This is a genomic window from Sphingorhabdus sp. (assembly GCF_044357595.1).
In the GTDB taxonomy this organism is placed as follows: Bacteria; Pseudomonadota; Alphaproteobacteria; order Sphingomonadales; family Sphingomonadaceae; genus Sphingorhabdus_B.
Window position 1 is genome coordinate 1 of sequence record NZ_JBIKPH010000014.1, and the last position, 13,003, is coordinate 13,003.

Here is a 13,003-nt window from a genome sequence, read left to right on the forward strand (position 1 = left end):
TAGGCATCATTATTCTGAAAGTTGACGCCTGGAATTACGTTGATTGTATCCAAGATCGTCTGACCTGGGTTCTGGCGCTCAATCAACTCCTGCGTGAGAACAGCCTTCGCCTTCGTTGAGTCAGGTGACTGGATGCCAGCCACGTCCTGCGAACGCGAACCGGAAACGACGATTACTTCTTCTTCGAAATCGACCGAGCCGGTCGACTGCGCAAATGCAGCGTTAGAAAAGCTGCAGATCGTCAGTGCGACGGCACTGGTTGCGAGCTGGAAACGAGATTTCATATTAAAGGACCCCTTTGAATTTCATCCCCACCCGAGGCGCGTAATCGGGGGAAAAACCGAATCACACACCCGAAAGGGACCGAGCGCTCCCCTTGGGACCAGAAAATGTCAGTAAAGTGACAATCTGCCCTAGAAGCCGGCCATCGTTTAGCCGACAGCAAGGTGGAAGCAAAGTTTTGCGTTACCGCAAATTGTGCATAGCAGCATTAAAGTGCATTTTATGCGCAAACGTGGCCGGTTTGCCACAGTCCAGTGGACCTTGGTTTAAGCAGCGTCCTCTTTATCCGCCTTAGCAGACTTGGCGTATACCAGCACCGGGGTCTTTCGCCCCTCAACCACATCCTTGTCGACAACAACCTCATCGACGCCGTCATAGGTCGGCAGATCGAACATGGTATCCAACAAAATAGCCTCAAGAATTGAACGCAGTCCGCGCGCACCGGTTTTGCGCTCGATCGCCTTTTTGGCGACCGCTTCAAGCGCATCATCGGTAAAGCTCAACCCTACGTCTTCCATCTCGAACAGCTTGCGATATTGCTTCACCAGCGCGTTCTTAGGCTCTGACAGGATTCTCACCAACGCCGCGATATCAAGATCTTCCAGCGTTGCGGTGACAGGCAAACGCCCAACAAATTCCGGGATCAGGCCATATTTCAAAAGATCCTCGGGCTCGACCTGTTTCAAAATTTCGCCAGTGCCGCGCTCATCAGGATCGGCGACATGTGCACCAAAACCAATGGACTTGCCTTCAAGGCGGTTTGAAATAATCTTCTCAAGGCCAGCAAATGCGCCGCCGCAGATGAACAATATGTTCGTTGTGTCGACCTGCAGGAACTCCTGCTGCGGATGCTTGCGGCCGCCTTGGGGCGGAACGCTCGCTGTTGTGCCTTCCATAAGCTTCAGCAAAGCCTGCTGAACGCCCTCACCGCTCACGTCGCGGGTAATGGATGGGTTTTCCGCCTTGCGGCTAATCTTGTCGATTTCGTCGATATACACGATCCCGCGCTGAGCCTTCTCGACGTTATAATCGGATGCTTGAAGCAGCTTCAGAATGATATTCTCGACATCTTCGCCGACATAACCCGCCTCGGTTAAAGTCGTCGCGTCTGCCATGGTGAAAGGCACATCGAACGTCTTGGCAAGCGTTTGCGCAAGCAGGGTCTTCCCACAACCGGTGGGGCCGACCAGAAGGATGTTCGACTTTGCAAGTTCAACATCCGCGCCCTTACCACCGTGATGAAGGCGCTTGTAATGGTTATGCACGGCAACAGACAGCACGCGTTTCGCCTGCGGCTGCCCTATGACATAGTCATCAAGGACTTCACAGATTTCCTGCGGCGTGGGAACTTCGCCCTCTTTGCGGCCGTTCAGCGCGCCCTTTGTTTCTTCGCGGATGATGTCGTTGCAAAGTTCGACACACTCATCGCAGATAAACACAGTGGGGCCTGCGATCAGCTTGCGGACTTCATGCTGCGATTTTCCGCAGAAGGAGCAATATAATGTGCTCTTTGTATCTGATCCGCTCAACTTCGTCATAATATATCCTGCTTGCACGCCGAAAATTGACGCACGTTATTAAACCAACACCCTAAAGATGCGTTCCGATTTGGCAATAGCCGAAAACGAACCGTCCATCCTGACCAAGCTGCCTTTGTGAATTGCAAATGGGATCAGCTTGCGTCGGCATCCGCATTCGATGGCCGCTTGTCATACACTTCATCGATCAGGCCAAAGGCCTTCGCCTCGTCAGCTTCAAGAAAGGTGTCACGGTCCATCGCTTTTTCGATGTCCTTCAGAGGCTTACCTGTATATTTCGCGTAAAGATCGTTCATACGCTTGCGAATACGAAGTATCTCATTTGCCTGAATCTGGATGTCGGATGCCATGCCACGCGCACCACCAGAAGGCTGATGCACCATGATCCGTGCGTTGGTCAAAGCGACCCGCATGCCGGGTTCACCAGCAGCAAGGAGAAAACTGCCCATCGATGCAGCCTGCCCAATGCACACTGTACCGACTTTCGGGCGGATGTACTGCATCGTATCATGTATCGCCATGCCAGCGGTGACAACACCGCCGGGCGAGTTGATATACATCCAAATGTCTTTCTTCGGATTGTCCGATTCGAGAAACAGTAACTGCGCGGTGATGACTGAGGCCATATTGTCCTCAACTTCGCCCGTCACGAAAATGATCCGCTCGCGCAACAGACGCGAAAAAATGTCCCAGCTGCGCTCCCCACGGTTCGATTGCTCGATAACGACGGGAACCAATGCTTGAACGGGATCAAAAGGAACGTGCATGAAATACCTCTAAGATGTTATGTTTTGCGTTAGTCCCTACATCGGCGCGGGCAACCAAAGTTTCAAGCACGAAAACGGTTAAGTTTGGAGATGAATTTGAGCGCTACGAAGGGCGCCGTGGCTCCATATTTCACAAATTCGATTCTTTATTCACCATTTAGCGACCTAATCGACATTCACTTGTGCTGCGCGATCCTGCCTCTGCATGGCGTAACGGACCCGCACAACGCAATTGCTGTAGCCCTGCTTTGATGGCGCAGTGAAGCTACCAAGCACGATTCTTTGAGCCGCTTCGCCAAATTCGGTAGCGGGTTCGGCGGCTACGACCTTTGCGTTACCGACCCCGCCCCATGGCGCCAGATCAAACGCTATGACCGCCCAGCCTTCAATATCGCGCCGCCGGAAATTTTCCGGATACGTCAATGTTGGCTGAGATTTCCACTCTACCGTCTGGGGACAATTACTATCTTCGCTGCGATATGCTGCAATCTCTTTGCTTTCCGGTGCGGCCAGCGTGCCACCGCGCCGCGTATAGGGATAGAGACAGCCCTGTTTAGCCCCCTTTGTAAAGCGTGATTGCTCCACAGCCTTCAACGACGCCTTATCCAGCGCTTGATTGCCCGTTGCCCCATATATTCGAAGACCCACCGGTTTGCCCGCTGCGTCAATGTCAAACTGCACCATGCTCCAATCGGAACGGCCCGTTGTCGCGGGGATTTTTTCAAAATCGGGAACCGCACGCAACAGAACGGCTGGCCGCTTGGTGTTGCAGTCTGATCCCGCGGGTGCAATCCGGTCAAACAGCTCTTTGGGTGGCCGTGATTGCGCGAAAATCGAGTAGCCGATGAGGTGTTGCAGGTCGGTATCAGCGATGCTGCTACGCTTGGGCTGATAGACAATTACGCACCCCTCTCGCGCCGCGCCGGACGCAAATCGGCTGGCGGCGAGCGACGGTGCCAAGTCCGCCGCCATACCATAGGTTGCTGGGTCACGCTGAATGCCAAGCGGACGCCCACTTTCGTCAATGCGGAAGCTCATTGTAACCGGTTGGTCCGCATTGCTGCCGGTTACCCAAAGAAGGTCGGCGATTGGCGTTTGAACGCGGGAAAAATCCAGTGCGCCATCTTCGCATCGGCCAGACATAGGCTGCATTACAACCACGGTCTGACGCCGCGCGGACCGTTCAGTGGGGCTGACCGTCGTCACAATCGGAGGGCGGGCAACTGACGGCGATATAGTGATTGTTGGAGCGACCAAGGCGAAAAGAAACGTTATCATAAACAAGAGGATGCCACCAATGATCATCCACTGCAAGACGCCTTAGCAGATACAAAAAGGGGGGACGCGTCGCATCCCCCCTTTTGCTTTATCGTATATCGCAGAGATTATTTCTTAGGCGCAGCTTTTTTGGCAGGCGTCTTCTTAGCTGGTGCGGATTCGGCTTCCTTTTTAGGGGCGGCCTTCTTTGCAGCAGGCTTCACTTCCTTTGCAGGTGCTTCTTCCTTTGCTGCGGCCTTTTTCGCTGGCGCCTTCTTCTTGGCTGCCGGCTTGGCGTCTGGTTCTGCCTCGATTGCCGCTTCAAGAACGTCCTTAGTCACGGTCTTTTCCGAAACAGTCGCCTTGTCGAACAGGAAGTCGACTACCTTGTCTTCAAACATCGGCGCGCGTAGCTGGGCCGCTGCCATCGGGTTTTCCTGCAAATACTGCACAAAACGCTGACGCTCTTCGGGGCGATATTGCTGCGCAGCTTGCTGCACGAGCATGTTCATTTCCTGCGAGCTGACTTCAACGCCATTGGCTTGGCCGATTTCGGAGAGCAACAGGCCAAGACGCACACGACGGACGGCGATGTCGCGATACTCTTCGCGCTCTGCTTCCATTTCCTTTTTCGCGGCTTCGGCGTCTTCCTCACGCGCAGCTTCCTGCTCCAACTGTGCCCAAATCTGTTCGAATTCAGCTTCGACCATTGATGGCGGCACGTCGAAATCATGATCGGCGGCGAGCTGATCAAGCAGCTGGCGCTTCATGTAAGTGCGGGTCAGGCCGTTATGTTCTTGCTCAACCTGAACCTTCATCAGTTCGCGAAGCTTGTCGATGCCATCTAGTCCGAACATCTTGGCAAGATTGTCATCGGCCTTGGCTTCGACTGGCTTGCGCACTTCGTTGACAACGATATCAAAAGTTGCGGCCTTACCCTTCAGGTTTTCGGCGTTGTAATCTTCTGGGAAGGTTACGTTCAGTACCTTCTCGTCATTGGCCTTCACGCCAACCAATTGGTCTTCGAAGCCCGGGATCAACTGGCCCGAGCCAAGCTCTACCGCCATGCCTTCGCCCTTGCCGCCTTCGAAAGGCACGCCGTCAACCTTGCCTTCAAAATCGATGACGACACTGTCGCCCATCTTGGCGGCATATTTCTTATCAGCTGCTCCAAAGCTCTTTTGGCCTTGGGCAAGCTTTAGGATCGATTCGTCAACCTGCGCATCGCTGACTTCAACAATCAGGCGCTCAAGCGTGATGTTATCGATGGATGGCGCTGCAATCGCAGGCAGGATTTCCAGATGGAAGTCGACAACCGCGTCCTTGCCGGGCGCATAATCTTCACCAAGGTGTACATGCGGCTGAGTCGCTGGACGCAGTTTGTTGTCAGAAATCGCTTTTTGGACGCCTTCCTGAATTGAGCTGTTGAGGGCGTCCTGAAGCAACGAATCCTTGTGCATCTTCTTGACTAGATTGGCAGGAACCTTGCCTGCACGGAAACCGGGCATACGCACTTGAGGTGCAATTTTCTTCACCTCGGCATCAATGCGGGATTCAACGTCCTTTGCGGAAATCGTCATGCGATAAGCGCGCTTCAGGCCTTCATTCTGTGTCTCGACGGTCTGCATGTTTTCTTCTCTATCTACGGCGGGCCCTCTGGCCTGCCAAAAACTGTTAATTGGCTTTCGGGTTCAGCGACAGCCGGGAACGTCCCTTTTTCGTGGTGCGGGCGAAGGGACTCGAACCCCCACACCTTGCGATGCCAGAACCTAAATCTGGTGCGTCTACCAATTCCGCCACGCCCGCTTACGAAAAGCTGCCGTTTCACAAACGACGAGAGCCCCTAACGGGAAAGCCGCGGCGGGGCAAGGGGAGAAGCGGCGAATGCACCTCTGTCGCCTCTTGCCCGTGTCAGCCAAGCGCCTTTTTCAACAGATCGTTGATGATCTGCGGATTGGCCTTGCCCTGCATTGCCTTCATTGTTTGCCCCACGAAGAAGCCGAACAACTTGTCTTTGCCCGAACGATATTCGGTCACTTTGTCTTCATTCGCAGCCATGATTTTAGCGATTTCTGCCTCAATCGCGCCGGTATCGCTGGTTTGCTTCAGGCCCTTTTCCTCGACAATTACTGATGCCCCCTGCCCTGTCTCCAGCATGATTTCAAAGACCTGCTTAGCGATGCTACCGCTGATAGTGCCATCAGAAACGAGACGCAGGAGCTCAGCAGCCTGATTCGGGCTAACCGGGCTTTCATCAAGCGTTTTGCCCAACTTGTTCAGTGCACCAAACAGTTCAGACATCAGCCAGTTGGAACCCTGTCTTGCGTCCACGCCCTCGGCCAACAAGTCTTCGAACCAGAATGCCGTCTCCGCCTCTGCGGTTAAAACGGCAGCATTATAGGCAGTCAGGCCCAATGACTCGTAGCGCGCGCGTTTGGCATCTGGAAGCTCAGGCAAGGACGCACGACATTCCTCCAGAAACGCGTCGTCCAATTCCACCGGCAACAAATCGGGGTCAGGGAAATACCGATAATCATGCGCGTCCTCTTTCGAGCGCATTGAACGCGTTTCCATCTTGTTGGCATCAAATAGCCGTGTTTCCTGCACAACAGCGCCGCCGCTTTCAATGAGGTCGACCTGACGCTGCGCCTCATACTCAATCGCTTGCATCATGAAGCGGATCGAGTTGACGTTCTTCGTCTCGGTGCGGGTGCCAAGCTCGCCTCCGGGCTTACGGACCGACACATTGACGTCTGCGCGCATCGATCCTTGTTCCATATTGCCGTCGCATGACCCAACGTAGCGCAGGATCGAGCGCAGTTTTTTGACATAGGCCCCCGCCTCTTGCGGGCTGCGCATATCAGGGCGCGAGACGATTTCCATCAGCGCGACACCCGAGCGGTTGAGGTCGACAAAAGACATCGTCGGATGTTGGTCATGCATCAGCTTGCCCGCATCCTGTTCGACGTGGATTCGTTCGATGCCGATTGTCTTCACCGCGCTGTCGGGGTCTTTTTCGTTCAGCGTCACCTCAATTTCGCCTTCACCGACAATCGGGTGGTAAAGTTGCGAAATCTGGTAGCCTTGTGGCAAATCGGCGTAGAAATAATTCTTCCGGTCGAACCGCGACCAGCGATTGATCTGCGCATTTATCGCCATGCCGGTGCGCACGGCCTGACGCAAACATTCGCGGTTGGGCACAGGCAACATGCCCGGCATCGCGGCGTCCACAAGGCTAACATGGCTGTTCGGTTCGGCACCAAAGCCGGTCGAGGAGCCGGAAAACAGCTTGGATTCGCTGGTCACCTGCGCATGGACCTCAAGGCCAATCACGACCTCCCACTCGCCTGTATTCCCTTGGATGCGGTATTCAGTCATATTACCACCACTCTCCGGCTTCCGCCGTAAATCCTGAACGCTGCTCGATGGCTAGGCCTGCATTGAGCACAGCCTGTTCATCGAGAGCTTTGCCGATAATCTGAAGCCCCATCGGCAAGCCTTCTTTTGAAAGACCGCCGGGAACAGACATTGCGGGCAGTCCAGCCAGCGAGGCTGGTACAGCAAACACGTCGTTTAAATACATCGACAGCGGGTCGGCGTTCTTCTCACCCAAACCAAACGCCCCGCTTGGTGCGGTTGGCGCAAGGATGAGGTCGCAGCTTGCCCATGCATTGTCAAAATCGCGCGCGATCAAAGCGCGGACCTTTTGGGCTTGCGTATAATAGGCATCATAGAAACCTGCGCTGAGCACATAAGTGCCGATCATGATTCGGCGGCGGACCTCTTCACCGAAGCCAGCGGCGCGGGTGGCGGCATACATATCCTGCAAGCCAGCGCCTTCGGGCAAGTCACGCAGACCGAAACGCACGCCGTCATAACGTGCAAGGTTTGACGACGCTTCGGCAGGCGCGATAATATAATAAGCGGGCAACGCGTATTTTGTGTGCGGCAAGCTAATGTCGACGATTTCGGCGCCTGCATCTTTCAACCAAGCTATGCCATTATCCCACATCTTGGAGATATCTTCGTCGATACCATCCAGGCGATACTCCTTGGGAATACCAATGCGCTTGCCCTTAAGATCGCTGTTAAGGCCAGCCTCCCATGCAGGCACTGGCAGATCAAGCGACGTCGAATCTTTCGGGTCAAAGCCTGCCATTGCCTCAAGCATGATTGCGCAGTCACGTACGTCGCGTGCCATTGGGCCTGCTTGATCAAGCGAACTGGCAAATGCCACCACGCCCCAGCGCGAGCAGCGGCCATAGGTTGGCTTGATGCCGCTAATGCCCACGAACGCCGCAGGCTGACGAATCGAGCCGCCAGTGTCCGTTCCCGTCGCTGCGGGGCACAGCCGCGCGGCAATGGCCGATGACGAACCACCTGATGAGCCGCCGGGCGCAAGTGCGGCATTGCCGCCATCATTGCGGCGCCATGGCGATATAACATTACCGAAATAGCTGGTCTCATTCGACGAACCCATGGCGAACTGGTCCATGTTCAACTTGCCGAGCATCGCTGCCCCAGCCTTCCACAAATTAGCGGACACGGTGGACTCATAGGTCGGCACAAAGCCTTCGAGGATATGGCTTGCGGCCGTCGTCTGCACGCCTTCGGTGCAAAAAAGATCCTTCATGCCAATGGGCACACCCGCCATTTTGCCAAGCGGCTTGCCAGCGGCGCGGTCAGCATCAACTGCCTGCGCAGCCTCGATTGCCTTTTCGGGCGTTTCAAGGATGAAAGCGTTGAGGGCCTTTGCCGCCGACACACGTGCATTCAACGCTTCAGCGACCTCCACCGCCTTGAATGCACCATCGGCCACGCCATCGCGGATGGCGGCCACGCCAAGTCTTGAAAAATCAGTCATTATTCGATCACCTTAGGCACGCCAAAAAAGCTACCCTCCTTGGCTGGCGCATTGGCAAGCACCTTATCGCGCACGTCGCCGTCTGTGACGACGTCGTCACGCAGGCGGAGCGTGTTGGAGATAACTGCCGTCATCGGCTCAACGCCGGTAACGTCGACCTCCCCCAATTGCTCCACCCAGGCAAGAATGCCATTGAGTTCGCCGACCATCTTGTCAGCCTCAGCATCGCTAATCGCGATACGCGAAAGCCGTGCGATTTTGTTCACGGTATCTTTATCTACAGACATGAGCCAGCCGCTAGCATTGCGTCTGCTATGCTTCAACGGAAAAGCTTGGGGTAAAGACCTAATCTTTCAGCCCCCGTTCAATTTTCCGATGCTATTTCCGTCCAATCCGCTAAATCGGCTCAAAATCTCAGGACTTAAACTTGGCTCGTAAATTTTTATACATCGTCGCAGTGCTCATCGTTCTCGTCATTGCGGGCGGTTTCATTATCCGCATTTATGAAAGCGAACTGACAGAACTTGCCTTTGTCCCGACCGCCAAATTTGAAAAGCAGGCGGCGTTTGAACCCAGCAAATATGCGGGCAATGATATGTGGTTCGCCCGCCCCGGCAAAATTGGCAATCCAGCAGATTGGCTACCGACTGGTGCCGCTAAGGCAGAGATACCCGGGTCTGCCGCTATATTTTTTGTCCATCCAACGTCTTACATCGGCAGGGATTATTGGAACGCGCCCCTCAATGACGCAGAATCGCAGGACCGTGCCCAGCTTTTCCTGCGTGGCCTTGCATCCCCTTTTGCGAGCGCTGGCGAAATGTGGGCGCCGCGCTACCGTCAGGCCGCAATTGGTGCGTTTCTGACGACAAAGCCAGAAGGCCAGCAAGCACTCGGCGCCGCGTATCAGGACATTTTACTGGCTTTTGATGAATTTGTGGCAAAGGTCCAAAAAGACCGCCCGATCATATTGGCAGGCCACAGCCAAGGCGCGCTGCATCTCGCGCATTTGTTAAAAGACCGCGTCGCTGGCAAACCAATCGCAAAGCGGATTGTCGCGGCCTATGTTGTTGGTTGGCCAATATCGGTAACCGCTGACATGCCTAAAATGGGGCTACCTGCCTGCACGGGCCCCGATGACACTGGCTGCATCATGGCGTGGCAGAGCTTTGCCGAACCGGCCGAATATGACCGTATGGTTAAAGTCTACAACGCCACCAACGGCTTTACCGGGCAGCCGCGCAAGGACACAGCTATGTTATGCACCAATCCGTTAAACGGTGGTGCCGCACCTGCTGCTTTGATGAAGGCAAATCTGGGCACATTGAAGCCGGACGATAAGATGATAACTGGCGCATTGATTGTGGGTGCGGTGCCTGCCCGCTGCGATGACAAAGGCTTTTTGCTAATTGGCGACCCGCCGGAGATTGGTCCCTATGTCCTGCCCGGCAACAATTACCATGTGTATGATTTTCCTCTGTTCTGGGCCAATGTCCGGGCGGATGCGACATGGCGGCTGCGGAAATATCTACAAAAATGATTTATGAATCGGTTTCCGACTTTCGTACTCAATTGCCTGAAGGTGGCGTGCTGATTGGGCTTGATGTCGGCAGCAAGACTATTGGTACCGCTTTTTGTGATGCTGGCTGGACCTTTGCCTCGCCCGCAGATCTTATCAAACGCAGCAAGTTCACAAAGGACAAGTTTGAACTAAAGGCCGCGCTGGCGACACGTCCGACGCGCGGCATTGTCATTGGCTTGCCGCTCAACATGGATGGAAGTGAAAGCCCGCGCAGCCAATCAAGCCGGGCATTTGCGCGCAACATTGAAGATCTCGGCCTGCCTATATTGCTGCGCGACGAACGCTGGTCCACACAAGCAGTAGAACGTGACATGATCGCCGCTGACATGAGCCGCGCAAAACGCGCTGAGAAAATCGACAGCGGGGCGGCGGCGTTTATCCTGCAAGGCGCGATTGATGCTTTGACCCTTGGCTAGCGGGGCAGCACAACTCCCCTACGGCACAAACCACAAAATGATTGAGTCTTTGCTCTATTCCCATTAAGGGCATCGCTTTAATGACATGGACACAGCCCTTTGCCGCCGACAGCTTTCCAAGAGGGTCGGATGCTTTTCCGCACAAGCATTTGCTTGGTATCGCCGGTCTTCAGAAATGGGAAATCCTCTACATCCTGAAAGAAGCGCAGCAATGGGTGGTGTTGAACCGCTCTGGCGCCGCAAAGCATGATGATAGGCTTTCGGGCTTGACGATCATCAATGCCTTTTTCGAAAATTCAACGCGTACATTATTGTCTTTCGAAATCGCTGGAAAGCGGCTTGGTGCTGACGTAGTCAATATGCATGCTGCGCAATCGAGCGTAAAAAAGGGCGAGACGCTTATTGATACCGCAATGACCCTAAACGCCATGCGCGCTGATGCCATTGTGATACGCCATGGCAGTTCGGGCGCGGTCCAATTGATTTCGAGCAAGGTCGACTGCCCAGTCCTGAACGCTGGAGATGGCAGCCACGAACACCCGACACAGGCTTTGCTCGACGCGCTGACCATCATGCGCCGGAAAGGCAAAATAGAAGGTCAAACCGTGGCCATTTGCGGTGATGTCCTGCACAGCCGCGTTGCGCGGTCGAACCTGTTTTGCCTAAAATCGCTGGGCGCAGAAGTCCGCGTTGTTGCGCCTCCGGCCCTGATGCCCAGCGGCATAGAGGCCTTTGGCGCTATTCCCTTTAGCAATTTCGATGCGGCGCTCAACGGGGCCGACGTGATTATGATGCTGCGCCTTCAAAGCGAGCGTATGCAGGGCGATTTCATTCCCTCGCCGCGTGAATATTTTCATCTTTATGGCCTCGACGAACGGCGGCTTGCATTGGCCAAGCCTGATGCGTTGGTCATGCACCCTGGCCCCATGAACCGAGGTGTTGAAATCGCAAGCAGCGTAGCGGACCATGTCGAACGCTCCGCCATTATCGAACAGGTTGAAATGGGTGTCGCGGTGCGCATGGCCTGCCTTGATATATTGACCCGCAAAGCGCGCGGTCAGGAGGGCTGGGCATGACCGGCGTCAACATCATTCACGGCCATGTCATATTGCCCGGCGCAGACAAGGCCGAACCGCTGCATCTGCATATTGAAGATGGCAAAATTGCATCAGTTGGCAAGGCTGCACCCATTGCGGGTCACGTCGATGCAAGCGGGCTCATCGTTGCGCCTGGTATTATAGATTTTGGCGTGTTCAAAACGGACAAGCCAGCCTTCCGCTTTGGTGGGATTACCCGCGCGGCGTTGATGCCCGACCAGTTGCCAGTACATGATGATCCGGCCACCGTGCGCTTCGCTGCGTTGAAGGGTAAGCCTGATTTGTGGGTGCATCCCCTTGCCGCTGCGACCCAAGGGCTTGATGGGCTTCGGATAGCGGAAATCGCGCTGATGAAAGAAGCAGGCGCAATCGGCGTTGCCACTGGCCGCAAATGGATATCCGACAGCGGCGTCATGCTGCGGATCATGCAATATTGTGCCGCGCTCAACCTTCCCGTCATTCTGCATTGCGAAGATTCAGGTGTAGCTGGTCATGCCGTGGCAACTGCGGGCGAAACGGCCACTTTTCTTGGCCTATCAAGCGCACCAATCGTCGCTGAAACCCTTGCCATCGCGCGCGACCTTATGCTGGCTGAAGAAAGCGGCGCGCGTGTGCATTTTCGGCAAGTCACCACAGCGCGCGGGCTTGACCTCGTTCGCGCCGCAAAGGCAATGGGGCTGCACGTTACGTGTGGCATTACGCCTGCACATCTGTTTTTATCGGACAACGCCATTTCCGATTTCCGCACCTTTGCAAGCCTTTCGCCGCCCTTGCGTTCGGAAAGTGACCGGCTGGCTTGTATCGCAGCAATTGCCGATGGCACCATTGACGTCATCGCATCCGGACATGACCCGCGTGGTCCAGAGGACAAGCGGCTGCCTTTTTCCGAAAGCGCGCCTGGCATGGCGGGCGCAGAAACGTTGCTGGCAATGTCGCTCAACCTCGTGCGCGACAACGTCATCTCGACCGGCCGAATGTTTGAACTCCTTGCGTCTAACCCCGCAAAGATATTGGGATTGAACGCAGGCCATATTGTCGAAGGGCAAGAGGCCGATCTGATCCTGATTGATCCAGACGCGCCATGGCAGGTCGACGGTGACCGTATGGCTGCATTGGCGGGAAATACTCCGTTTGATAGCTTGCCCGTTCAAGGGCGCGTTCGCCATATGCTAAAGGGCGGCAAGGTTGTCTAGACCCGCCACC

11 protein-coding genes, 1 tRNA gene and 1 pseudogene are annotated in these 13,003 nt (G+C 55.0%); 4 read left to right on the plus strand and 9 right to left on the minus strand.

Annotated features, from left to right (window positions below):
• The 9 genes and pseudogenes from ACIQ2T_RS03255 to gatC form a co-directional block, all read right to left on the minus strand.
• Nucleotides 1–284 (minus strand): annotated as a pseudogene (locus ACIQ2T_RS03255) (TonB-dependent receptor); the annotation flags it as partial.
• A 264-nt stretch (nt 285–548) separates the two neighbouring features.
• Entirely contained in the window at nt 549–1,820 is a 1,272-nt protein-coding gene (gene clpX, locus ACIQ2T_RS03260; protein ID WP_397589551.1) for an ATP-dependent Clp protease ATP-binding subunit ClpX, read from the minus strand.
• Nucleotides 1,821–1,954: 134 nt separating this feature from the next.
• Complete coding sequence (locus ACIQ2T_RS03265; protein ID WP_306063475.1) at nt 1,955–2,587, minus strand: ATP-dependent Clp protease proteolytic subunit; 633 nt, start codon at nt 2,585–2,587, stop codon at nt 1,955–1,957.
• A gap of 165 nt (nt 2,588–2,752) precedes the next feature.
• The gene (locus ACIQ2T_RS03270) at nt 2,753–3,865 is read right to left on the minus strand and encodes an energy transducer TonB (protein ID WP_397589552.1); all 1,113 of its coding nucleotides are present in this window, start codon (nt 3,863–3,865) and stop codon (nt 2,753–2,755) included.
• A 107-nt stretch (nt 3,866–3,972) separates the two neighbouring features.
• Entirely contained in the window at nt 3,973–5,472 is a 1,500-nt protein-coding gene (tig, locus tag ACIQ2T_RS03275; RefSeq protein ID WP_397589553.1) for a trigger factor, read from the minus strand.
• A gap of 93 nt (nt 5,473–5,565) precedes the next feature.
• Nucleotides 5,566–5,650 (minus strand) — tRNA-Leu (locus ACIQ2T_RS03280).
• A gap of 105 nt (nt 5,651–5,755) precedes the next feature.
• The gene (gene gatB / locus ACIQ2T_RS03285) at nt 5,756–7,222 is read right to left on the minus strand and encodes an Asp-tRNA(Asn)/Glu-tRNA(Gln) amidotransferase subunit GatB (RefSeq protein WP_397589554.1); all 1,467 of its coding nucleotides are present in this window, start codon (nt 7,220–7,222) and stop codon (nt 5,756–5,758) included.
• A gap of 1 nt (nt 7,223) precedes the next feature.
• Nucleotides 7,224–8,708 carry an Asp-tRNA(Asn)/Glu-tRNA(Gln) amidotransferase subunit GatA gene (gatA, locus tag ACIQ2T_RS03290; protein ID WP_397589555.1) on the minus strand — a complete coding sequence of 495 codons (1,485 nt, stop codon included), beginning with the start codon at nt 8,706–8,708 and terminating at the stop codon, nt 7,224–7,226.
• Complete coding sequence (gene gatC / locus ACIQ2T_RS03295) at nt 8,708–8,995, minus strand: Asp-tRNA(Asn)/Glu-tRNA(Gln) amidotransferase subunit GatC (protein ID WP_397589556.1); 288 nt, start codon at nt 8,993–8,995, stop codon at nt 8,708–8,710. Before gatC ends, gatA begins: the two co-directional genes overlap by 1 nt.
• 140 nt (nt 8,996–9,135) lie before the next feature.
• Here gatC and ACIQ2T_RS03300 point away from each other — a divergent pair, with 140 nt between their 5' ends.
• The 4 genes from ACIQ2T_RS03300 to ACIQ2T_RS03315 all read left to right on the plus strand — a co-directional run bounded on the left by ACIQ2T_RS03300 (nt 9,136) and on the right by ACIQ2T_RS03315 (nt 12,993).
• On the plus strand, nt 9,136–10,245 hold the full coding sequence (locus tag ACIQ2T_RS03300; RefSeq protein WP_397589557.1) for a DUF3089 domain-containing protein: 1,110 nt from the start codon (nt 9,136–9,138) through the stop codon (nt 10,243–10,245).
• A complete protein-coding gene (ruvX, locus tag ACIQ2T_RS03305; RefSeq protein WP_397589558.1) occupies nt 10,242–10,703 on the plus strand; it encodes a Holliday junction resolvase RuvX in 462 nt (153 codons plus the stop codon). Before ACIQ2T_RS03300 ends, ruvX begins: the two co-directional genes overlap by 4 nt.
• Nucleotides 10,704–10,783: 80 nt before the next feature.
• Nucleotides 10,784–11,779, plus strand: a complete 996-nt coding sequence (locus ACIQ2T_RS03310) for an aspartate carbamoyltransferase catalytic subunit (protein WP_397589559.1) — start codon at nt 10,784–10,786, stop codon at nt 11,777–11,779.
• A complete protein-coding gene (locus tag ACIQ2T_RS03315; protein WP_397589560.1) occupies nt 11,776–12,993 on the plus strand; it encodes a dihydroorotase family protein in 1,218 nt (405 codons plus the stop codon). The genes ACIQ2T_RS03310 and ACIQ2T_RS03315 overlap by 4 nt, the downstream gene beginning before the upstream one ends.
• Nucleotides 12,994–13,003 lie beyond the last annotated feature (10 nt).

Coding starts and splice junctions, on each gene's coding strand:
- clpX (WP_397589551.1), bottom strand. CDS start 1,820: ATGACGAAGTTGAGCGGATCAGATACAAAGAGCACATTATATTGCTCC.
- ACIQ2T_RS03265 (WP_306063475.1), bottom strand. CDS start 2,587: ATGCACGTTCCTTTTGATCCCGTTCAAGCATTGGTTCCCGTCGTTATC.
- ACIQ2T_RS03270 (WP_397589552.1), bottom strand. CDS start 3,865: ATGATAACGTTTCTTTTCGCCTTGGTCGCTCCAACAATCACTATATCG.
- tig (WP_397589553.1), bottom strand. CDS start 5,472: ATGCAGACCGTCGAGACACAGAATGAAGGCCTGAAGCGCGCTTATCGC.
- gatB (WP_397589554.1), bottom strand. CDS start 7,222: ATGACTGAATACCGCATCCAAGGGAATACAGGCGAGTGGGAGGTCGTG.
- gatA (WP_397589555.1), bottom strand. CDS start 8,708: ATGACTGATTTTTCAAGACTTGGCGTGGCCGCCATCCGCGATGGCGTG.
- gatC (WP_397589556.1), bottom strand. CDS start 8,995: ATGTCTGTAGATAAAGATACCGTGAACAAAATCGCACGGCTTTCGCGT.
- ruvX (WP_397589558.1), top strand. CDS start 10,242: ATGATTTATGAATCGGTTTCCGACTTTCGTACTCAATTGCCTGAAGGT.
- ACIQ2T_RS03310 (WP_397589559.1), top strand. CDS start 10,784: ATGACATGGACACAGCCCTTTGCCGCCGACAGCTTTCCAAGAGGGTCG.
- ACIQ2T_RS03315 (WP_397589560.1), top strand. CDS start 11,776: ATGACCGGCGTCAACATCATTCACGGCCATGTCATATTGCCCGGCGCA.